The sequence below is a fragment of the Amycolatopsis sp. NPDC050768 genome, from assembly GCF_040654155.1.
Classification (GTDB): domain Bacteria; phylum Actinomycetota; class Actinomycetes; order Mycobacteriales; family Pseudonocardiaceae; genus Amycolatopsis.
Genome location: NZ_JBFAHL010000001.1, coordinates 380,951 through 401,195 on the forward strand (window position 1 = coordinate 380,951; position 20,245 = coordinate 401,195).

Genomic DNA, 20,245 nt, shown 5'->3' on the forward strand with positions numbered 1-20,245 from the left:
GGGTTCTCAGTGGGGCTTCGGCGGGGTGCCAGGGCGTTTCCAGGGCGTTACTAGGGGTGCTGGATCGGCGCGAGGGGCCGGGTGGGCTCCTCGGTGTCGGCAGGCTCGGGGGTGGGCAGGGCCGTCGCGGTCGCCGCGCGCGTCTTGCGGCGCTGGCGCAGGACGCCGAGGGCCATGCCGACGATGCCCAGCGCCACGGCGACCAGCCCGACGGGGCCGAGGATGCCGAAGCCTGCCGAAGGGGTCTCCGCACGGACGACGCTGTCGTCGGCGAGCGCCGTGCCGCTGCCCGCGAGCAGCAGGACGGCCGGCAGCACGGCGAGCGTCGCCGACCGGGCCGAGCGCAGCGTGCACCGCAACAGGAGATGACCTGGGTTGCGCACCGGAGTGCCTCCCGCGAAGTGATGTTCCTGGCGAGATCTCTCACCCGTAAGGATGAGTCATACAGTGAAAAAACTACCGAGCGTGTCAAGACCTGTCGGTTCTGATCAACTCGGGCGCCGAGACTAGCGCCCGTCCGGGGAGGGCAGGTGACCACCCCCGGGCTGACGGTGTCACCGGTGGTCAGCGCTCTTTCGCCGGTTTTTCGGGCCGCCGAGGTCGCCCGAACGGCTGTCACGAGTGTCGGCTTGGTCCGGTTCCGGTCGCGCGGCGCGAGCAAAATGTGAAAAACGTTCACCCGTTTGGCGGCGACGAACTACGGACAGCAAGTTATTCACCAACCTTGTTGGTCTGATCGCGTCTTCTTGACCGAATCACGACACTAGGCCCTGTTTTCTCCCGAGCGATTGGTCTATACCTCTGTGGTATAGACCACTTCAGGGGCGAACAAAGGAGTGAGCCCATGTCTCTCCGAAGGATCCTCACCGCCGTCGGGATGGCCGCCGCGGCCGCGATCACGGTGCTCGTGCCGGCCACCACGGTTGCGAATGCCGCGCCGGCCGCGAGCTTCGTAGTCAGCGAGTCGCAGTTCAACCAGATGTTCCCGGGCCGGAACTCGTTCTACAGCTACAGTGGACTGACCAACGCGCTCGGCGCATACCCCGGCTTCGCGAATTCCGGCAGTGACACCGTGAAGAAGCAGGAAGCCGCGGCGTTCCTCGCGAACGTGAGCCACGAAACCGGTGGCCTGGTGTACATCGTGGAGCAGAACACCGCGAACTACCCGCACTACTGCGACACGAGCCAGTCGTACGGCTGCCCCGCGGGCACCGCCGCGTACTACGGGCGCGGCCCGATCCAGCTCAGCTGGAACTTCAACTACAAAGCCGCGGGCGACGCGCTCGGCATCGACCTGCTGAACAACCCGAACCTCGTGCAGAACGACTCGGCCGTCGCCTGGAAAACCGGCCTCTGGTACTGGAACACCCAGTCCGGCCCCGGCACCATGACCCCGCACGACGCCATGGTCAACGGCCGCGGCTTCGGCGAGACGATCCGCAGCATCAACGGCTCCATCGAATGCAACGGCGGCAACCCCGCCCAGGTCCAGAGCCGCATCGACGCGTACAACAAGATCACCGGCATCCTGGGCGTCGACCCGGGTGGCAACCTCAGCTGCTGACGCTGCCGAGGTTGCCGGCAGGGCCCCTCGGTGGCGGCTGAGGGGCCCTTCTGCTTGGCAGGTAAGGAAATCAGCCTCGGCGGCGGCGAAACCGGCGCCGGGGCCGGGGCCGCACCGCGCTTCGGTGAGAGATCAGCGCGGGAAAGGCACGTCGTACGTCGCCGTGACGGGGGCGTGGTCGGACCAGCGTTCGGCGTAGGTGGCGGCGCGCTCCACGACGACCGACTGTACGGCGTCGGCCAGGGCCGGGGTGGCGAGCTGGCAGTCGATGCGCCAGCCGGAGTCGTTGTCGAAGGCCTGGCCGCGGTAGGACCACCAGGTGTAGGGGCCCGGGCCGTCGTGGAGGCGGCGTTGCACGTCGGCGTAGCCAGCCTCTTCGAAGACGCGGCCGAGCCAGGCGCGTTCTTCGGGCAGGAAGCCCGAATTCTTGTGGTTGCCCTTCCAGTTCTTCAGGTCGACGGTGTCGTAGGCGATGTTCCAGTCGCCCACCACCACGACCTCGCGGCCGGCCGCGGCGGACTTGGCGCGCAGCTCGCCGAGGTAGGGCAGGAAGGCCGCCATGAAGCGCTCCTTCTCGTCCTGGCGCTCGGTGCCGACATCGCCGCTCGGCAGGTACAGGCTCGCGACGACGACGCCCGGCAAGTGCATCTCGAGGTAGCGCCCGCTGTCCTCGAACTCGGGCTCGCCGAAGCCGACGCGCACTTCGTCGGGCTCGACGCGGCTGTAGAGCGAGACGCCGTTTCGCCCCTTCGCAACCGAGGGCGCGTGGGCGGCGAACCAACCCTCCGGTTCGACCACGTGCGCGGGCAGCTGCGCGGCCTCGGCCCGCACCTCCTGGCAGGCGACGACGTCGGCCTTCGTGGTGGCGAGCCACTCGACGAAGCCCTTCTTCACGGCGGCCCTCAGGCCGTTGACATTCACGGTGGAGACGGTCAGCACCCCGCGCACGCTACCCGCCGGGTCCGACAATCCTGTGCCAGACTGCGCGCATGGCGCGACTCACCGTGCTCGGCAGCTGCGGCGCCTGGCCCGAACCCGGCCGCGCGTGCGCGGGATTCCTTCTCTCACAACGAAACCACCACATCGTGCTCGATCTCGGGTACGGCGCGGCGAGCCGGCTCTTCACGCACGTCGCCGCGAGAGACCTCGACGCCGTCGTGATCACCCACGAGCACCCCGACCACATCGCGGACCTCACCGCGCTCAGCCGCGCGTGGCACTACACCGTCGAGGACCAGCGCTTGCCGCTGCACTGCGCCCCCGGCGTCCTGCGCCGCCTCGAAGCCGCCGAGCCGCGCCCGCACCCGGCCACGATCTTCGACATCCGCACCTTCGCGCGGCCCGAAACCGTCGGCCCCTGGCAGCTCACCTCCACGCCGCTCCCCCACCACGTGCCCAACCACGGCGTGCGGCTGAGCTCGCCGCACGGCACCGTCGCGTACTCCGGCGACACCGGCCCGTCGCGGCTGCTCGTGGAGCTGGCGCGCGACGCCGAGCTGCTCATCTGCGAAGCCACCCTCCAAGGCGAGCCGCCGGACGAACCGCGCCACCTGCTCACCGCCGCGGAGGCCGGGCGGACGGCGGCCGAGGCGGGCGTCCAGACCTTGCTGCTGACGCACTTCTGGCCCGGCGCCGACCGTTCCGTGTCCGCCGCGGAGGCGCGCCGGGAGTTCGACGGCGAGGTGCTCATCGCGGACGAAGGCCTGACCATCGAGCTTGACGCCCACTAGCTAACAGGATTAGCTTTAAAGCTATGACAGTTAGCCAACCCGATGTCCCCTAGAGCCGGCCTCACGCCGGACGCCGTCGTCACCCTCGCCCTCGAGGTGGTGGACGCCGACGGCGCCGACGCGCTCAGCCTCGCCAAGGTCGCCGAACGCGCGGGCGTCGCCACGCCCTCGCTGTACAAGCACGTCGGCGGGCTCGCCGCCCTGCGCCGGCTGGTCGACCTGCGCGTGGTCGCCGAGATGACCGAAGCGTTGCGCGGTGCGGCGACCGGCCGTTCCGGTGACGACGCGATCGAGGCGCTCGCCGACGCCTACCGCGCGTACCTGCGCACCCACCCCCACCGCGTCGCCGCACTGGAAACCGCGCCCGACGAGGGCGACGAGGAGCTCGCGAAGGCCACCCATGGCGTCGCCGAAGTCGCCTTCGCCGTGCTTCGCCCGTACGGGTTCGACCAGGCGAAGACCGTGCACGCGACGCGGTGTCTGCGCGCGGCCGTGCACGGCTTCGCGAGCCTCGAAGCGTCCGGCGGCTTCGGCCGGCCCGAAGACGCCGACGCCAGCTTCACGCTCCTGAAAACGATGCTCGTCCGCGGCATCACCGACTACGCCAGCTGAGGAGAACCATGTCCTTCGTCCTCGCCGTTCTGCTGTTCACCGTCGCGCTGGGAATCCCCGACGCGCGGTTCCCCTGGCAGGCCAAGGCCAAGGCCACGCCTGCCGAGAACGAGGTCGGCAGATGATCGCCGGGCACTTCGGGCTCGCCGCCGCCGTGAAAGCCGGCCGGCCCGCCGTTCCCGTGTGGACGCTGATGCTCGCGACCGCGTGGCTCGACATCGTGTTCACGCCGCTCTACCTGACCGGAATCGAGACCATCGATCAGTCGGGCGGCACGGGCTACGGCGAGGGCGTGATCCACGCCGACTACACCCACTCGCTCGTCGGCGCGCTCGTGCTCTCCGCCCTGTTCGGCCTGGTCGCGGCGCGGTGGCTCGGGCGCAGCGCCGGCGTCGCGCTCGGCGCGGTGGCGTTCTCGCACTGGCTGCTCGACCTCGTCGTGCACCGCGCCGACCTGCCGATCCTGCCCGGCAACGCGGGCAACCTGCCGACGTTCGGCTTCGGCCTGTGGCGGCTGCCGGCGGTGTCGATGACCGTGGAGGTCCTGCTGCTCGTGGTCGGGATCGGCCTCTACTGGCGGGCCGCGGCGAAGCGCGACCGGCGCAAGGCGCGCACGCTGGCGCTGATCGCGGCGCTTTCAGGCGTGATCACGGTGGCGCTGGACTTCGCGGGCCTTTAGCCCTTCAGCGCCCGTTCGCGCCGAAACCATTCAGCACTTCGAACCCTCGAGTGGCTTCACGAAGCTGCTCGCCACCCACTTGTCCTTGGCGACCTCGCGGAATCCGTTCTGCTGCACCGGCATCGCGTCGAACTCGGCGCCGTTGAGGTACTTGCCGACGATCTTGCCGTTGCCGTCCGGGGTTTCGCGGGCGTTGAGGACGTCGGCGGTCACCGCGACCTTGCACCCGGTCGGGGAACCCTGGGCGTCGGCCTGGCCCTTTTGGTTCAGGACGTAGATCACGATCACGGCAACGATCACACCGATGATGATCAGGGTCTTCTTCGGTATCAACCCCAGGATCACGGCCGCTCCTCCGTCACCAAAACGTCAGTCGCGAAAAATCGGGCTCCACCAGGGTAGACACGGAGTGGGTCCGCCCGACAGGTCCGGTCGGACAGACCACCCGGAGGCGCCAACAGCGTCACCCTCTGGTGACAACCGGTAGTCACGACGAAGGGGCACCTCGGAAGACTCCTCCGAGGTGCCCCTTCGCGGTGGTGGGAAAGGCAGTTCAGCCGGTGGCTGGTGCGGCCTTCGAATCAGCCCTGGGCGATCTTCTTGGCCAGGTTCTCGTCGAGCGTCCCGAGGAACTCCTCGGTGGTCTGCCACGCCTGCTCCTTGCCGACGAGCAGCGCCAGGTCCTTCGTCATCTTGCCGCCTTCGACGGTGTCGATGACCACGCGCTCGAGGGTGTTCGAGAAGCCGATGAGCTCCGCGTTGCCGTCGAGCTTGCCGCGGTGCTCCAGGCCCCGGGTCCACGCGTAGATCGACGCGATCGGGTTCGTGGAGGTCGGCTTGCCCTGCTGGTGCTGGCGGTAGTGGCGGGTGACCGTGCCGTGGGCGGCCTCGGCCTCGACGGTCTTGCCGTCCGGCGTGCGCAGCACCGACGTCATCAGGCCGAGCGAGCCGAAGCCCTGGGCCACGGTGTCGGACTGCACGTCACCGTCGTAGTTCTTGGTGGCCCAGACGTAGCCACCCTCCCACTTGAGCGCCGCGGCGACCATGTCGTCGATGAGGCGGTGCTCGTAGGTGAGGCCCTTGGCGTCGAAGTCGGCCTTGTACTCCGCCTCGAAGATCTCCTGGAACACATCCTTGAACATGCCGTCGTAGGCCTTGAGGATCGTGTTCTTGGTGGAGAGGTAGACCGGCATGCCGCGGTCGAGGCCGTACTGCAGCGACGCGCGCGCGAAGTCCTCGATCGACTTGCGGTAGTTGTACATCCCCATGGCGACGCCGCCGCCCTCGGGGAAGTTGGTGACCTCGAACTCCATCGGCTCGGAGCCGTCGGCCGGGGTGTAGGTCATCGTCAGCGTGCCCGGGCCGGGGACCTTGAAGTCCGTGGCCTTGTACTGGTCGCCGTGGGCGTGACGGCCGATGATGATCGGCTTGGTCCAGCCCGGTACCAGACGCGGCACGTTCTGCATGATGATCGGCTCGCGGAAGACCACGCCGCCGAGGATGTTGCGGATGGTGCCGTTGGGGCTCCGCCACATCTTCTTCAGGCCGAACTCCTCCACGCGCGCCTCGTCGGGCGTGATCGTGGCGCACTTGACGCCGACGCCGTGCTTCTTGATGGCGTTGGCGGAGTCGATGGTGATCTGGTCGTCGGTGCGGTCCCGCTCCTCGATGCCCAGGTCGTAGTAGTCCAGGTTGACGTCCAGGTACGGGTGGATCAGCTTGTCCTTGATGAACTGCCAGATAATGCGGGTCATCTCATCGCCGTCGAGCTCGACGACGGTGCCCTGGACCTTGATCTTGGCCATGAGCAGCGGTGCTCCTTCCGCGGATCTTCGCGTTATTTCTTCGACTTCGTCGGTAGCGGTACAAGCGTACTGCTTGCCGGAGCTGGATGGTTCCAGAAGTGGTCGGCATCAAGTCTCCACCCCTGGCGCGAGGCTCCGACGGGTGGGCACGCCACGCGTTCGCGAGTCGCGGAACCGGGTGAGGTCGGCGACCATCCCATCGGGGAACCATTCATCCGGGAGGTCACGCTATGTCGTATTCCGACCCGTACACCAGCTTTGAACCCGCCACGGTCCCGCCGCGCGGCCGCGCGGTCCCCCGGGTGCTGAGCGGGCTGCTGGGCCTCGTGGTCACGCCCGTCGCACTCGGCCTGCTCAGCTACGGCGGCTACCGGCAGCAAACGCTGATCGCGGTGATGAGCACGCGCCGCGACGCACTCGGCATCGCCCTGATCGCCGGCGGCGCGATCCTGTTACTGCTGGTGGCGGCGCTGGGCGCGTGGTCGTCGTCGGGTCCGCTGCTGGGCGGGCTCGTGTGGGGTGTGTTGCCGGGCGTCGTCGTGCTGGCTGTGCCGGAATGGGGCTTCGACCTGCTCGACGTGCTGCCACGCGGCGGGCTGTCGTTCGGGCTGACGTCGTGGTTGTTCTCCGGTGCACTGCTCGCCAGCGGGTTCCTGCTGGTCGGCACGAGTCTGGCGACCACGGTGGTGCGGCGGCGACCTGTGCGGTGATGGGGTTCGGGGCGCAGTGAGAACATCGTCACATGGGTCTGTTCACCGTGGCCGAGGCGCGCGCCGAGCTCTCCCGGCTGCTCCCGGTCCTCGCCGAGCTCGTCCGCGTACGCGCCGACGCCGCCGAGCTCGCCGCATCACTGCGCCCGGGCGGCCGCGACACCCCCCTCGGCGGCCTGCCGGAGTGGAAGGCCGCACAGGCCCGCCTCGACGAGCTGATGACCACCGTCCAACGCACCGGCGCCGAGCTGAAGGGCTTCGCGCCCCTTCTGGTCGACTTCCCGGCGTCCTTGGACGGCGACGACGTCCTGCTCTGCTGGCTCGAGGGCGACCGCGAGCTCGCCTGGTACCACCGCGTCGACCTCGGCTTCGCGGGGCGGCGTCGACTTCGCTGAAAAACCGCTGGTCAGAGCCGATACGGTGCTTGTCGTGACCTCAATCTTCGACGAACAGGCCGCCAGTTACGACGACGATCTCTTCCACCCCCTGGTGGCGGACACCCTGATCTCCCTCCTGCCCCCGCGCCCCGCGTTGCTCGTCGACGCCGCCACCGGCACGGGCGCCGCAGCGTTCGCTTCGCTCCGGCTTTCGCCCTCGTCGGTGCTCGGGGTGGACTTCTCCACCTTGATGATCGAGCGGGCACGCGCGAAGGCCACTTCGCTGGATCCGGCGGGCGTGATCTCGTGGCAGGTGGGTCCCGCCGTGCCGCTGCCGGTCGCCGACGGCGCCGCCGACGCGGTGGTGTGCGCGTCGGCGCTGCACTTCCTGGGCGCCACAGCCCTGACCGACTGGGCGCGGGTGCTGCGACCGGGCGGGGTGCTGGCGTTCAGCATCTCTTCGTCGGCGCGCTTCAAGCGGGACGGGCCGATGGCCGAGCTGATGCCCCGGGACCTGCGGATTCCGGGCTCGGAGCAGGAGGCCGCCGCGCTGGCCACGGCGGCGGGGTTCTCGTCGGCGGAGGGTCAGACGGTGAAGGCCCACCTCGGAGGACGGGAGCGGTCGGTGTTCGCGGTGAGGGCGGTTCGGTAGCTGCTTACCCGCGGTTGATCGGAACGGCGGCTCCGGCCACCAAAGCCCGGTGGCCGGGGCCGCCGAAGCGGAACTTGTGTTCGATCAGTGGTGGAAATGGACCGCACCAGTCGTGGCGGGACCGGTGGGGCCGGAGCAGTGCAGGGTGAAGGTCGTGTCGAGGTCGGTGATGGTGCCGTCGGCGGCGCGGGCGAGGCGGGTGACGGTGAAGTCGGCGGTGGCGTCGTCCGCGACGTCTGCGCAGACCTGGTTGCCGTCCGCCTGAGTGCCACGGAAGGCGGCGAAGCCCGGGGTGTCGAGTTGCGGCGCAGACTGGTCCCGGAACCGTGCGCCGGTGTAGGAGCCTTCCTGCAGTTGCCGGCCGGCGGGCGCACTGAGCTCCAGGCGCGCCCAGTCCCAGCCGCCGTCGGCGTCGACCTTCACGGCACCGTTGTACTCCCACGCGGTCAGCTGATCCGCACCCCACGAGTAGCTGCCCACGAACGCGTGCGCGCCGGCCTCGGACGTATAGGTGAAAGCGTCCTGCGGATCCGCCTGGGCCACCGCGACGCCCGCCGTACCGACCACGCACACCGCGGCCGCGACGATCAGCGGTGCTACTTCTTCGCCGCCGCCTTCTGCTCCTTCTTGAACGCCCGGACCTCCGCCAGCGTCTTGGCGTTCACCACGTCCGCGATGGAACGGCGGGACCCGCGGTCCCCGTAGGCACCAGCCGCCTCGCGCCAGCCCTTGGGCTGCACACCGTACTGCTTCCCCAGCAGTGCAAGAAAGATCTTGGCCTTCTGCTCCCCATACCCGGGCAGCGCTTTGAGCCGCTTCAGCACCTCCGGCCCGTCCGGCTTGGGCCGCCCCTCAGTCCAGATCGCCTCGGCATTGCCGTCGTAGTGCTCCATGATGACCTGGCACAGCGCCTGCACCCGACGTGCCATCGACCCGCCGTAGCGGTGAATGGCAGGCGGCGTCACACACTTCTCGACGAAGTCCTCGGTGTCCGCCTCGGCGATGCGCCGCACGTCGAAGCCGCCCATGCGGTCGGCGATCTTGCGCGGGCCGAGGAAGGCGACCTCCATGGAGATCTGCTGGTCGAGGAGCATGCCGACGAGCAGCGCGACCGGGTCCTCGCTCAGCAGCTTGTCGGCCTCGGCGTCGCCGCTCAGGTGCACTTCACGCGTCATGCGGTCCATTTTGGCAGGTCGCGACCCAGACGCGCAGCTCCCCGAGCGGGATGGCGCCGTAGGCCAGCGCCGAGGCCAGCTCGTCGCCGTGTTCGTAGCCGACGATCGGCAAGCCCGGGAACGCGGCGGCGGCGCCGGCGACCGCGCCGGCCCAGTCGTCGCCGGTGAAGTTCCACAGGCCGACCGCGGTCGCGCCGCGGTGGGCGATGGCCGCGCCACGGAGGTGGACGAATGACGGGTCCGGTGACGCAGACGAGGGCCACCCCGACGACGACAGCACCGGGAACTGCAACCACGTCGCCGAGAACACCACCTCGAAGCCCGGCAGCTCAAGCGACGCGAAGCTGTCCTTCACCGAGCAGCCGGCCGAAGCGTCCACGAACGGCAAGATGTCGGCGGCGGTGGCGTCCGGCGACAAGGTCACCGCGTCGGGGTAGAACTCCGGGGTGCGCGCGGGCGAAGTCCACGCATGCGGGCCGAAGACGCCGGAAACTCCGCCGATGCGGCAGAAAACGTCGCACCACGCCGCGTTCTCCGAAACGGCCGCCCTCAGCAACGGGCGAACCACAGTACGTCCGGTTCACCGCGCGGCACCGGGACCTCCACCACGCGTACGTCAGCGAAGCGCCCCTGCAACCGATCCGTGAACGCAGGAGAAGCGTCGGCACTCCACACCGCCAAGACGCCGCCCGGGCGCAGCAGGCGGGCCAGACCGTCCACTCCGGACTCGCCGTACAACGAGGCGTTGCCCTCGGTCACCGTCCACTCGGGACCGTTGTCGGTGTCGAGGCACAGGGCGTCAAAGGTTTCCCCCGAAGAACGCAGCCACGACACCAGATCCGCCTCCACCAGCGACACTCGGTGATCCTCCAGCGCCGCACCGTGCATCGCGCGAAGCGGGCCCGTGCGGTTCCACGCGATCACCGCCGGCTCGCGCTCCACCACCACAACCGACCCGACGTTCGGGTGATCCAGCGCCGCCCGCAATGAAAAACCCACCCCCAGGCCGCCGATGAGCACACGGGCGCCCGGCGCCAGCAGGTCGGCGGCCTCGGTCACGAGAAGCCGTTCGGATTCCCCGTTTCGCGTGTCCATCAGGAACACACCGTTCTCGATCACCTCGAGCGCCGCGCCTTCGCGACGGAGCACGAGCTCACCGCCCAACCCGCGGGCCACGTCCAGAACCTCAGCCACACCGTCAGCTTCGCACAACTGCCCTGTACGCGGCCGCGAAGCGCTCCTACTCTCAACCATGGAGGTGAAACCCCATGCACGCGACGGTAGGAGACGAGATCCAGGTCCACGGCCGCACGGTGGGAGCTGCCGAGCAGCGCGCCGAGATCCTCGAGGTGCGAGGCCCGGACGGCTCACCACCGTACGTGGTCCGGTTCGCCGACGGACACGAAGCACTGCTGTACCCCGGGCCCGACTGCGAGATCGTCACCGACTAGCCGACGGCCACTTCTTCCCGGGCCGTCACGCGACGAGCGCGGCGCGTCTCCCAGAAGAAAACCATCACCGCGATCGCGACTGCGCTCAGCACCGCGGCGATCTCCGGCAGCACCGTCGGCCCCGCCGACGTCAGCACGGCGCCGCCGACGATGCCGGAGAGCCCGACGCCGAGGTAGATCGCCGACGCGTTGAGCGAGAGGGCCAGCTCGGCGTGCCCGGGCGACAGCTCGATGAGCCGGTGCTGCATCGGCGGGTTGATCGCCCACGTGATCGTGCCCCACACGAAGAACGTCACGCCCGCGCCGGCCACGGTCACCGACGTGAACGGCAGCAGCGCCAGCACGACGGTCATCCCGCCCAGCACCAGGAGCACCGGCACGCGCGCGCCCCACCGGTCGGCCGCGCGGCCGCCAAGGTAGTTGCCCAGTGCGCCGCCGATGCCGTAGCAGAACAGCAGCACAGTGACGGTGCCTCCGGTGATCCCGGCCGTCACGGCGAGCAGTGGCGACGAGAGCGTGTAGACCATGAACGCGCCGAGGCACGCGAGCACCGTGGTGACGAGCAGCGCGACCACGCGCTTGTCGCGCGCCACCGCGAAGCGCTCGGCCAGCCGCACCGCGGGCGGCGGCGCGACCCGCGGCAGCACGAGCCGCACGGCGACCGCGCCGGCCAGCGACAGCACGCCGACGAGCAGGAACGCAGTCTGGTAGTCCCACTGCTGCGAGACCAGGCTGCCAAGCGGCACCCCGAAGATCAACGCGACTGTGAGCCCGCCGAACACCATCGCGACTGCGCGGCCGCGGCGTTCCGGCGTGGTCAGCTCAGCGGCCACGGCGCTGGCGGCCGGAGTGAAGACAGCGGCGCCGACGGCCGTGACAACCCGCGCGAGAAGCAGCGTGGTGTAGCCAGGCGCGACGGCGGCGAACAGGTTGCCGAGACCGGTGACGACGAGCGCGGCCACCAGGAGCGTCCGGCGCTCCCAGCGGCCGGTGACGGCGGCGAACAGCGGCGAGCCGATCGCGTACGCGATGGCGAACGACGTGACGAGCTGCGCGGCGGCGGTGGCCGACACGTGCAGCTCCGAGACGAGCGACGGCAGCAGTCCGGCGACGATGTAGCCGCTGGTGCCGACCCCGAAGGCCCCGAACGCCAGCACGGCGTTACGCGAGCTCCCCGAGGTGGAGACGCTGGACATGGTGGTGCCCCCAAGAGGTGAACGGGATTGGTTCGACGAACGTCGTAGTTCGATGCCGACCGTACACCGCGGGCCCGACAATTTCGAGGAACGTCGTACTATGGACGCATGGCCGCCACCACGCACCTGACTCCGCTCGTCCACCCCGAGTGCGACGAGATGACCGTCGAGTCGGTGCTGCGCGCGCTCGCCGACCCCGTGCGCCTGGCGATCGTGCGCCAACTGGCCCGGACCGAAGCCGAGGTGTCGTGCGGCGGGCTCGAGGTGCCGGTGACCAAGTCCACACTCACGCACCACCTCGGCATCCTGCGTGCCGCGGGCGTGATCGCCGGCCGCCAGGAAGGCACGACGCGGTTCAACTCCTTGCGCCGCAACGATCTTGACGAGCTGGCGCCAGGCTTGCTCGACGGGGTGCTCGCCGCGCGCCGCTGACGGTCGCCCTACGTGAAGAGCCTCACCCGGATACCGGGATGACAAAACCACGCCCTATCGGTTGAACTGGGTGCAGACAGCACGACGGCGTCGGGGCCGCACGGCTGTCTTGTTTTTTGCCCCTCGTCTAAAGCGCTTCAGAACGGGGTCGCCCCGGGCTGAGTAATCGATTTCTCAAGGAAGGAGAGCCGTGCCCGTCGCGTTGCTCGCGCTCGCCATCGGTGCCTTCGGCATCGGGACCACCGAGTTCGTGATGATGGGTGTGCTGCCCCAGGCCGCCGCGGACTTCCACATCGACATCCCCACCGCCGGCTACTTCATCTCCGCCTACGCGCTCGGTGTCGTGATCGGCGCACCGCTGCTGACCGCGGTGGCCGTGCGGCTGCCGCGCAAGACCATGCTGCTCGCGATGATGGGCCTGTTCACGCTGGGCAACGCCCTGTTCGCGCTGTCGCCGAACCAGGGTTTCGGCATCGCGTTCCGCTTCCTGGCCGGCCTGCCGCACGGCGCGTTCTTCGGCGCCGGCGCGGTGGTCGCGTCGAGCCTGGTGAAGCCGGGCGACCGCGCGAAGGCCGTGTCGATGATGTTCATGGGGCTGACGCTGGCAAACGTCGTCGGCGTGCCGCTCGGGACGTTGCTGGGCCAGCAGGTGGGCTGGCGGGCGACGTTCGGGGTGGTCGCGGTGATCGGCCTGTTCGCCGCGGCCGCCATCGCCAAGCTGGTGCCGCACCAGGGCCGGCCCGCCGAGGCAACGCTGCGCGGTGAACTGGGCGCGTTCCGGCGACCGCAGGTGTGGCTGGCGCTGGCGATCGTGACCTTCGGGCTCGGTGGGGTGTTCGCGTGCATGTCGTACATCGCGCCGATGCTCACGGACGTCGCCGGGTACTCGCCCGCAGACGTGACGCTGCTGCTGTCGCTGGCGGGTGTCGGGATGACCGTCGGCAACTACCTGGGCGGGCGGCTCGCGGACCGCGCGCTGATGCCTTCGCTGTACGCGGCGATGCTTTCGCTGGCGGTGGTGCTGGGGATCTTCACGCTGACGGCCCACTCGAAGGTCGGCGCGGCGATCACGATCTTCTTCGTCGGTGTCGCGGGCTTCATGATCGGCCCGATGATGCAGACGCGGATCATGCAGAAGGCCGGCGGAACTCCGTCGCTGGTGTCGGCGGCCGTGCAGTCGGCGTTCAACATCGCGAACTCGATCGGCGCGTACCTCGGTGGACTGGTGATCGCCGGCGGCCTCGGGCTGGTGGCGCCCAACTGGGTCGGCGCGACGCTGGCCGTGCTCGGGCTGTCGATCGCGGCGGTTTCCGGGACCTTGGACCGGCGCGACGCGCGGGCCGAGGAGCAGCGGGAGCTGGTCCTGGCTTCGTGACACCCGGATGACGCGAAGCGGCCCCGCACCAGTGCTCGGTGCGGGGCCGCTTCGCGTTCCGGGACTACAAGCCGTCAGGACGTGGCGTCGAACGGACCGCCCGTGATCGTCAAGGCGATGTACAACACGGCAGCGCACAGGGCGAAGTAGGTGACGATGTCCACGACCTTGCCGCGGATCGCCAGCAGCCCGACGCGGTCCTCCGGCAGCAGCAGCCGCAACAACCCGCCCACGAACAGCGCGGCGCCGACCAGCACCGCGCCCTCTCGCCAGTGGTACTGCAGGATCCGCAGCGCCGCGGCGAGCAGCAGCAGCATGACCAGCCCGAAGGGCACGTGGACGGTCCACGACCTTTTCGTGCGAGGCCGGTCTGCGGTCATGGTCACCGGCTCGCGACCGCGCGCTCGGCGGCTTCGACGACGTTCGACACGAGCATCGCGCGGGTCATCGGGCCGACACCGCCTGGGTTCGGCGAGAGCCAGCCCGCGACCTCGGCCACGCCCGGGTCCACGTCGCCCGTGAGCTTGCCGTCGACGTGGGAGACGCCGACGTCCAGCACAGCCGCGCCGGGGGCCACCATGTCGGGCTTGATGATGCCGGGCACGCCGGCGGCGGCGATGACGATGTCGGCGCGGCGGACCTCGGCGGCGAGGTCGCGCGTGCCGGTGTGGCAGAGCGTCACGGTGGAGTTCTCGCTGCGGCGCGTGAGCAGCAGGCCCATCGTGCGGCCGACGGTGATGCCGCGGCCGACCACCGTCACGTTGGCGCCGTCCAGCACCACGCCGTGGCGGCGGAGCAGCTCGATGATCCCGTACGGCGTGCACGGCAGCGGGCCGCGCTGGCCGAGGACGAGGCGGCCGAGGCTCGTGGGGGCGAGGCCGTCGGCGTCCTTGTCGGGGTCGATGCGCTCGAGGACGCGGTTGGCGTCGAGGTGCTTGGGCAGGGGCAGCTGCACGATGTAGCCGTGGCACGCCGGGTCGGCGTTGAGGTCGTCGATGACGGCCTCGAGCTTCTCCTGCGAGATGTCGGCGGGCAGATCGCGGCGGATCGAGTTGACGCCGATCTTCGCGCTGTCCGCGTGCTTCATCTTCACGTACGAGTGCGAGCCCGGGTCGTCGCCGACCAGCACCGTGCCCAGCCCGGGGACGACGCCCCGCTCGGCGAGCGCGGCCACCCGCGGGCGCAGCTCCGCGAAAATGGCGTCCTTCGTGGCCTTGCCGTCCAGAATCTTCGCCGTCACGGTGACCATTCTCGCAAAGCGCCGCCCGCGCCCGGATCTCGCCCAGGCCGCATACGCAGCGTGCTCGCCGCACCACCCGATCGGCCCGCGCGTCGTGATCGGACGCGCAGGGCCACCGGACGTAGACTCGTCGTCACCCCAACGCCGGAGCCCAGTCCCAGCCCGCACGGGTGTGTGATCTTGAGCATCGCGCGTCGACCGAGGTCAGACCGCCCCTGAGTGGCAAAAGACCTATGCGGGGTGCGTTCGCGCGCGCGAACAGTCAAAATGTTCCCGTGGCACAACCGACGACGCAGCTGAACGCGACCGAGCAGGACACACTGGTCAAGCAGATCGGACTCGCCCTGCTGCGCGCAGCACCACGCGACTGGCGCAAGGTCACGGTGGAGTATCGGGCCGTCGGCAGGTACCACGAGCTGACGGGCGAGATCCGCACCGAAGACGGCACCGGGCAGGAGTGGGTCGCCACCCACGACATCGCGACGCTCTTCGGCCGGCTGCGCGCGGGCATGTACCGCGACGGCCGCGGCACGTGGTTCAACGCGCGCTACCAGCTCGACCACCCGTCCAGCTACAACCTCGAGTACAACCGCGAGGAGCCCACGTGGCACCTCGCGCCGCCACCCCAGGCGTACCAGGACGAGCTGCGCATGTTCCCCCGGACAGAGGAGAACGTGCCGGAGTGGCTGATCCGGCGCCTGTCCGGCCTCGGCCCCGAGCAGCCCGGCCCGCACTTCCGCATCGCGCGGATCTTCGACACGATCGGTCCCGCCGGGCGTCCGGTCATCAACCGGCCCGATCTCGACGTCGCCGAGCAGGACCGCCTGCTCGACTACCTCGACCACGCGCCTGTGGTGGTGCAGGACCGCGGCTACGACATCGACCGCCTCGCGCCGACGCCCGAGGCGACCGTGCCCGTGGCCTTCCACAGCGACGGGCAGTGGATCTGGCCCGCGGCCGTGAACTTCTACCTGCGCCGGTACGGCGTATCGCCCGAGCCCGACCTGGTGGAGCACATCCGGTCCAACGGCTTCCAGCTGCCGCAGGTCGACGACCTCGCGCTGCAGGGCGCCACCGCCTACCTCACGCGGGGCAGTCAGCAGCAGCGTCCAGGCCCGCCGCCGCAACAGCAGCAGCCGCCCACGCCGCCTGCTCCCCCGGCCGCCCAGGCGCCGCCGGCCCCGGCTCCCGAAGCCGCTCCGCCCGCGCCGGTCGACGTGCCGCTCGCCGTGCACACGCCGCCCGCCGAGCCGGAGGCCCCGGCCGAACCGCCGTTCGAGCAGGTCTTCGACGGTTCCGGCCCGCAGCATGACGACGGCCCGGGCTTCGAGAACGAGCAGTACCAGGACGAGCGCTACGACGAGTTCGGCGACCGCTTCGGCGGCGAGGACCACTTCGAGGACCAGCAGCACTCGGACTTCGAACCGGCCCCCAACGGCGCCGGGTCGAACGCGGGCGCGCCGCCGAACGGCGCCGCGGCCGACAACCCGACGCCGGTGGCCGAGCGGACCGCGATGTACGCGCCCGTGGACCCGAACGCCGCACGGCAGGCGCACGAAGAGCAGCAGCGCACAGCGATGTACCCGCCGGTCGACCCGAACGCCGCACCGCCCGCGCACGAAGAGCAGCAACGCACGGCGATGTACGCGCCCGTCGACCCCAGCGCCGCACCACCCGCGCACGAAGAACAGCAGCGCACGGCGATCTACGCGCCGGTCGACCCGAACTCCGCCCCGCCGGAGGAGGACGCCGAGCAGACGGCGCTGTACGCGCCCGTCGACGCCGCTCCGGCCGAGCAGCCGCTCGAGGAAGAGCCGGTGCTGTTCACTCACACTGAGGAACCTTCGCGGCATGAGGAGCCGGCCGAGCAGCACACCGCGCTGTACGCCCCGGCCGACCGCGGCGAGGAGCAGTACGAAGAAGCCGAGTCTTTCGAAAACGCGCAGTCGTTCGAGGAGGCGCGGTCGTTCGAGGACACGCGGTCGTTTGAGGGTGGCCAGCCGCTCGAGAACACGCAGACGTTCGAGAACAGCCAGACGTTCGAGAACAGCCAGTCGTTCGAGGACGGCCAGCACTTCGAAGACGGCCAGTACGACCAGTCGGGCCAGTACCAGGACGAGCAGTACGAGGGCGACGAGCACTACGACGAGCAGCCGTACGGCGAGTCCCAGTACGGCGACCAGCCCCGCGACGGTGGCGGCCCCGCCGGCCGCGAACCGGACTTCGACTCGGGCCCGCCGACCGCGATGATCACGCCCGACGAGGGGGTGCCGGGTGTCCTGCCGGTGCCCGAGCTGCCCGTGCCGCCGCGCGCCGGCGCCCGGCCGGAGCCGGCCGGGGAACCGCAGCGGCAGCCCCAGCAGCCGCCGAGACGGCCGCGTCGCGATCTCCCGGCCGAACCCGCGCTGGCGAAGCTGCAGACGCGCCTCGACGAGCTGGACGTGCCGGACGCCGCCTACCAGCTGGGCACGCCGACCGAGCGCGGCTGGACCGTGGAGCAGGTGGACGAGGGCTGGCGCGTCGGCTGGTACGACGGCGAGCTGATCAACCCGGCAGTGTTCGGCGACTCCGACGACGCCGCCGCGTTCATGCTCGGCAAGGTCCTGCTGCACCCCGACGGCCACGAGCCCGCCGAGGAGCAGCCGCCCGCACCGCCGGCAGAGCCCGTGGCCGAAGCCCCGAAGCCGCCGGTGGTGACGACGCTTTCGCCGGAGGTCGCCACGGGTTCGTTCCCGGTGCGCCCGCGCGAGGCCGTGCCGCCGCAGGAGCAGACGGCGTTCACGTCGGCCGAGGAGCTGCTGGGCGACGAGCCCGAGGCCGAAGAGCCGCCGCAGCGACAGGTCCCGCCGCCCCCGCCTCCGCAGCCGCCGACGCAGGTGACCCCGCCGGTTCAGCCGCTGCAGCGCCGGGAGCCGCCGATGCCCCCCGCTCCCCCTGTGGGTGGCGGGCTGGGCTTGCCGACTGGGCCCGGTGTGCCGCCGGGTGCTCCCGTCGGCGGGCCGGGTGGACCCGGTCTCGGTGGTCTTGGTCTCGGTGGTCCTGGTCTCGGTGGGCCTGGTCTCGGTGGTCCGGCCGGCCCCGGTGGACCGAGTGGACCGGGTGGACCGGGTGCGCCCGTCGCGCCGTCGCGCCGGGAGGAGCCGGCGCGGGCCAACGGAGCGCCGCGAGCCGCCGCCGGTGGCGGTGGCGGTGGCAACAACCAGTGGCCGATCGGGCCGCTGTCGGGTGAGCCGCCGCTGACGTTGTTCCGCGGCAAGGAAATCCGTGAACTGCCCGCGGGCAGCGAGCTCGACCGCTTCGGCGGCCCGAGCGGCAACCTGACCTACGCCGCGGGGACGCCGTTCGAGGAGCGTTCGCTGGTGCCGGAGTGGGTGAACCGGCCGTACCACGTGTACCGCGTGCAGCGTCCGCTCGAGACGCTCGCCGGTGTCGCGATCCCGTGGTTCAACCAGCCCGGCGGGGGTTCGGCGTACCTGCTGCCCGCCTCGATCGAGGAACTGCTGGCCGAGGGCGACCTGCTCGAGCTGGAGCCGGGTGAACCGCCGATCGACTGAGTTGTTGATTGAGTTGCTTGCTGAAAAGGGGCGGGGCCTGCGGGTTCCGCCCCTTTCACGTCCCGCGGGCGTAGCGGTGCTTGACGCGAGCAGGAAGTATTCGGGATCGCCATCCGGCCGCAGGACGACCTCGGGCAGCTGCCGTTCGGCGGGCACGTAGTGGCCTCGCTGTTGAGGCGCAGGAGCAGGTCGCGGGTCGAGGTGGCGAGCAGCGCGGCGTCACCGCCTTGGCCGGGCGCCGGCTTCACGGTGATCCGCAGCAGCCGGTCGCGGTCGTTCTGTCCGGCGCTGGGGCAAGTGGCGGCGACGGTCGATGGCCGGCCAACGCCGGGTCTGATGTCAAGTGCCTTGCTCTGAGTTGTCCACAGCAGCCAGCGGGGGCCCCGACTTGTCCACAGATTCCGCGGTGGCCACTTTTCGGGGCCTGGTAACGATAAACTGGGACGGGGACGCCCCCCAGGAGGAGGGCGGGGGGCTGCCCTCGGCCCGGGCCGGCGCAGGCACCGTGAACACCGCCACCCTCAGCGGTCGTACTGCACGAGCGTCGGCATGCGGGGTTCGCCGAAGAGCTCGCGGGCAAGTGCCGGCCGTTCGGCGAGGAATCGCCGGGTCGACGCCGCTGTCGGGTTTCAGGCCCGGTTTCTTCGATGTGTCACTTGACGATGAGGCCGTGGGCGGCGGCGAACCCGATGGCTGTCTCGACGTCGACGTAGGCGCCGCGCAGGTCGGCCTGCACGAGGGCGTTGGCGTCGAGCCGGGTGCCGCGCAGGTCGGCGCCGGGGAGCTTGGCGCCGAGGAGGCGGGCGCCGGTGAGGTCGGAGTCGCGCAGGTCGGTGTCGGTGAGGTCGGCCTCGGTGAGGTTGGCCTCGCGCATGCGCAGGCCGGACAGGTGCAGCTTGCGCAGCCGGCCGCGGGCGAGGGAGACCAGGGACAGGTCGCACTCCGTGAGCGCGATGCCGAGGAATCGGCAGTCCACAAAGGATGAACCGAGCAGCGAGCACGACGACCACCGGCTGTCGGCGAGCACCGCACGGTCGAACGTGCAGCTGCGGAAGGCCGAGGCGTCGTGGCGCGAGCCGGCGAGGTCGGCCTTGGTGAAGTCGCAGTTGTCGAACGTGCAGCCGCGCGTGCGCAGGTCACGCAGGTCGGCCTCGGTGAAGTCGCAGCCCGTGAACTGACGCTTTTCCCACCACTGCCCGGAAAGCACGGCGTCGCGGTAGTCCTCACCGGTCTCGATCACCTCGACAGGATGTCACACGGCTTCAGCGGGCCTGGCGCATGGCGCGGAACATGGCCCGCGCCGACGGTGGCGCGGGGAGCTCGTCGGTGGTCGCGGCCGTGTCGAACGACTCGATCATGTAGGCGAGGAAGCGGCGCCAGGTGTTCGGCGCGGTCTGGGCGGTCGCGGTGAGCACGCCGGCGTTGGCCATGAGCAGCATGATCAGGTCTTCGGCGACGAAATCGGGCCTGAGCCGGCCCGATTCCTGTGCTTTGCCGATGAGCCGGGCGAAGTTCTGGTATGCGCGGCGGCGCTGGGCCTCGAACGCCTTCGCCGTGGGGAACGAGAGCGTGAGTACATGGGTGAACCCCTGGTCCTCGGCCTGCATCGCGCAGAGCGTTTCGAGGTAGCCGCAGAAGCCGTGCCACGGGTCGGGGGTCGGCGAGGGCGGTTTCGACGGATTCGGCGTAGATC

Annotated in this window: 23 protein-coding genes and 1 pseudogene; 11 read left to right on the forward strand and 13 right to left on the reverse strand. The window is 70.3% G+C overall.

Translation table 11 applies throughout. From position 1 onward, the window contains the following. Window positions 1-50: 50 nt before the first annotated feature. A complete protein-coding gene (locus AB0H62_RS01905; protein WP_360583564.1) occupies window positions 51-383 on the reverse strand; it encodes a hypothetical protein in 333 nt (110 codons plus the stop codon). A 461-nt stretch (window positions 384-844) separates the two neighbouring features. Here AB0H62_RS01905 and AB0H62_RS01910 point away from each other — a divergent pair, with 461 nt between their 5' ends. Continuing rightward, entirely contained in the window at window positions 845-1,564 is a 720-nt protein-coding gene (locus tag AB0H62_RS01910) for a chitinase (RefSeq protein ID WP_220246209.1), read from the forward strand. Between the two features lie 132 nt (window positions 1,565-1,696). Here AB0H62_RS01910 and AB0H62_RS01915 read toward each other — a convergent pair whose 3' ends face one another. Then, a complete protein-coding gene (locus tag AB0H62_RS01915; RefSeq protein WP_220246208.1) occupies window positions 1,697-2,512 on the reverse strand; it encodes an exodeoxyribonuclease III in 816 nt (271 codons plus the stop codon). A gap of 41 nt (window positions 2,513-2,553) precedes the next feature. Between AB0H62_RS01915 and AB0H62_RS01920 the strand changes: the two genes are divergently transcribed. The 3 genes from AB0H62_RS01920 to AB0H62_RS01930 all read left to right on the forward strand — a co-directional run bounded on the left by AB0H62_RS01920 (window position 2,554) and on the right by AB0H62_RS01930 (window position 4,585). Next, window positions 2,554-3,294, forward strand: coding sequence for an MBL fold metallo-hydrolase (locus tag AB0H62_RS01920; RefSeq protein ID WP_220246207.1), 741 nt, complete (start codon window positions 2,554-2,556; stop codon window positions 3,292-3,294). A 42-nt stretch (window positions 3,295-3,336) separates the two neighbouring features. After that, window positions 3,337-3,906 (forward strand): WHG domain-containing protein, encoded by a 570-nt coding sequence (locus AB0H62_RS01925; RefSeq protein ID WP_360583567.1) that lies wholly within the window; start codon window positions 3,337-3,339, stop codon window positions 3,904-3,906. Window positions 3,907-4,027: 121 nt separating this feature from the next. Further along, entirely contained in the window at window positions 4,028-4,585 is a 558-nt protein-coding gene (locus AB0H62_RS01930; protein ID WP_360583569.1) for a permease, read from the forward strand. A 30-nt stretch (window positions 4,586-4,615) separates the two neighbouring features. Here the strand turns inward: AB0H62_RS01930 and AB0H62_RS01935 are convergent, their stop codons facing one another. Together AB0H62_RS01935 and AB0H62_RS01940 are read right to left on the reverse strand one after the other, a co-directional pair. Further along, the gene (locus AB0H62_RS01935; RefSeq protein WP_255638651.1) at window positions 4,616-4,930 is read right to left on the reverse strand and encodes an SH3 domain-containing protein; all 315 of its coding nucleotides are present in this window, start codon (window positions 4,928-4,930) and stop codon (window positions 4,616-4,618) included. A gap of 236 nt (window positions 4,931-5,166) precedes the next feature. After that, window positions 5,167-6,390 carry an NADP-dependent isocitrate dehydrogenase gene (locus AB0H62_RS01940; RefSeq protein ID WP_220246204.1) on the reverse strand — a complete coding sequence of 408 codons (1,224 nt, stop codon included), beginning with the start codon at window positions 6,388-6,390 and terminating at the stop codon, window positions 5,167-5,169. Between the two features lie 230 nt (window positions 6,391-6,620). Here AB0H62_RS01940 and AB0H62_RS01945 point away from each other — a divergent pair, with 230 nt between their 5' ends. The 3 genes from AB0H62_RS01945 to AB0H62_RS01955 are packed head-to-tail and all read left to right on the forward strand — an operon-like array spanning window position 6,621 to window position 8,129. Beyond that, window positions 6,621-7,100 (forward strand): hypothetical protein, encoded by a 480-nt coding sequence (locus AB0H62_RS01945; protein ID WP_255638650.1) that lies wholly within the window; start codon window positions 6,621-6,623, stop codon window positions 7,098-7,100. A gap of 32 nt (window positions 7,101-7,132) precedes the next feature. Further along, complete coding sequence (locus AB0H62_RS01950) at window positions 7,133-7,495, forward strand: DUF2203 domain-containing protein (RefSeq protein WP_220246203.1); 363 nt, start codon at window positions 7,133-7,135, stop codon at window positions 7,493-7,495. 34 nt (window positions 7,496-7,529) lie between these two features. After that, entirely contained in the window at window positions 7,530-8,129 is a 600-nt protein-coding gene (locus AB0H62_RS01955; RefSeq protein ID WP_220246202.1) for a class I SAM-dependent methyltransferase, read from the forward strand. Between the two features lie 84 nt (window positions 8,130-8,213). Here AB0H62_RS01955 and AB0H62_RS01960 read toward each other — a convergent pair whose 3' ends face one another. The 4 genes from AB0H62_RS01960 to AB0H62_RS01975 are packed head-to-tail and all read right to left on the reverse strand — an operon-like array spanning window position 8,214 to window position 10,498. Next, window positions 8,214-8,696, reverse strand: a complete 483-nt coding sequence (locus AB0H62_RS01960; RefSeq protein WP_220246201.1) for a hypothetical protein — start codon at window positions 8,694-8,696, stop codon at window positions 8,214-8,216. A gap of 29 nt (window positions 8,697-8,725) precedes the next feature. After that, window positions 8,726-9,304 carry an HhH-GPD-type base excision DNA repair protein gene (locus AB0H62_RS01965; protein ID WP_220246200.1) on the reverse strand — a complete coding sequence of 193 codons (579 nt, stop codon included), beginning with the start codon at window positions 9,302-9,304 and terminating at the stop codon, window positions 8,726-8,728. Continuing rightward, entirely contained in the window at window positions 9,294-9,860 is a 567-nt protein-coding gene (locus tag AB0H62_RS01970; RefSeq protein ID WP_220246199.1) for a hypothetical protein, read from the reverse strand. Before AB0H62_RS01970 ends, AB0H62_RS01965 begins: the two co-directional genes overlap by 11 nt. After that, window positions 9,854-10,498 (reverse strand): spermidine synthase, encoded by a 645-nt coding sequence (locus tag AB0H62_RS01975; RefSeq protein WP_220246198.1) that lies wholly within the window; start codon window positions 10,496-10,498, stop codon window positions 9,854-9,856. The genes AB0H62_RS01970 and AB0H62_RS01975 overlap by 7 nt, the downstream gene beginning before the upstream one ends. Before the next feature lie 74 nt (window positions 10,499-10,572). Here AB0H62_RS01975 and AB0H62_RS01980 point away from each other — a divergent pair, with 74 nt between their 5' ends. Further along, window positions 10,573-10,755 (forward strand): DUF1918 domain-containing protein, encoded by a 183-nt coding sequence (locus AB0H62_RS01980; protein ID WP_220246197.1) that lies wholly within the window; start codon window positions 10,573-10,575, stop codon window positions 10,753-10,755. Here AB0H62_RS01980 and AB0H62_RS01985 read toward each other — a convergent pair. Beyond that, complete coding sequence (locus tag AB0H62_RS01985) at window positions 10,752-11,951, reverse strand: MFS transporter (RefSeq protein ID WP_360583574.1); 1,200 nt, start codon at window positions 11,949-11,951, stop codon at window positions 10,752-10,754. The two genes, AB0H62_RS01980 and AB0H62_RS01985, sit on opposite strands and share 4 nt — an antisense overlap. Window positions 11,952-12,059: 108 nt before the next feature. Here AB0H62_RS01985 and AB0H62_RS01990 point away from each other — a divergent pair, with 108 nt between their 5' ends. Continuing rightward, entirely contained in the window at window positions 12,060-12,383 is a 324-nt protein-coding gene (locus AB0H62_RS01990; protein WP_220246195.1) for a metalloregulator ArsR/SmtB family transcription factor, read from the forward strand. Between the two features lie 190 nt (window positions 12,384-12,573). Next, entirely contained in the window at window positions 12,574-13,758 is a 1,185-nt protein-coding gene (locus AB0H62_RS01995; protein WP_220246194.1) for an MFS transporter, read from the forward strand. A gap of 74 nt (window positions 13,759-13,832) precedes the next feature. Here AB0H62_RS01995 and AB0H62_RS02000 read toward each other — a convergent pair whose 3' ends face one another. Both AB0H62_RS02000 and AB0H62_RS02005 read right to left on the reverse strand, forming a co-directional pair. After that, entirely contained in the window at window positions 13,833-14,138 is a 306-nt protein-coding gene (locus tag AB0H62_RS02000) for a DUF3017 domain-containing protein (RefSeq protein ID WP_220246193.1), read from the reverse strand. Between the two features lie 2 nt (window positions 14,139-14,140). After that, a complete protein-coding gene (locus tag AB0H62_RS02005) occupies window positions 14,141-14,998 on the reverse strand; it encodes a bifunctional methylenetetrahydrofolate dehydrogenase/methenyltetrahydrofolate cyclohydrolase (protein ID WP_255638649.1) in 858 nt (285 codons plus the stop codon). 275 nt (window positions 14,999-15,273) lie between these two features. On the opposite strand from AB0H62_RS02005, the gene AB0H62_RS02010 reads away from it, so the two are divergent. Further along, a complete protein-coding gene (locus tag AB0H62_RS02010) occupies window positions 15,274-18,552 on the forward strand; it encodes a glycohydrolase toxin TNT-related protein (RefSeq protein ID WP_360583577.1) in 3,279 nt (1,092 codons plus the stop codon). A 652-nt stretch (window positions 18,553-19,204) separates the two neighbouring features. Here the strand turns inward: AB0H62_RS02010 and AB0H62_RS02015 are convergent. Then, on the reverse strand, window positions 19,205-19,792 hold the full coding sequence (locus AB0H62_RS02015) for a pentapeptide repeat-containing protein (protein WP_360583579.1): 588 nt from the start codon (window positions 19,790-19,792) through the stop codon (window positions 19,205-19,207). 22 nt (window positions 19,793-19,814) lie between these two features. Next, window positions 19,815-20,192, reverse strand: a pseudogene (locus AB0H62_RS02020) (TetR/AcrR family transcriptional regulator); the annotation flags it as partial. Window positions 20,193-20,245 lie beyond the last annotated feature (53 nt).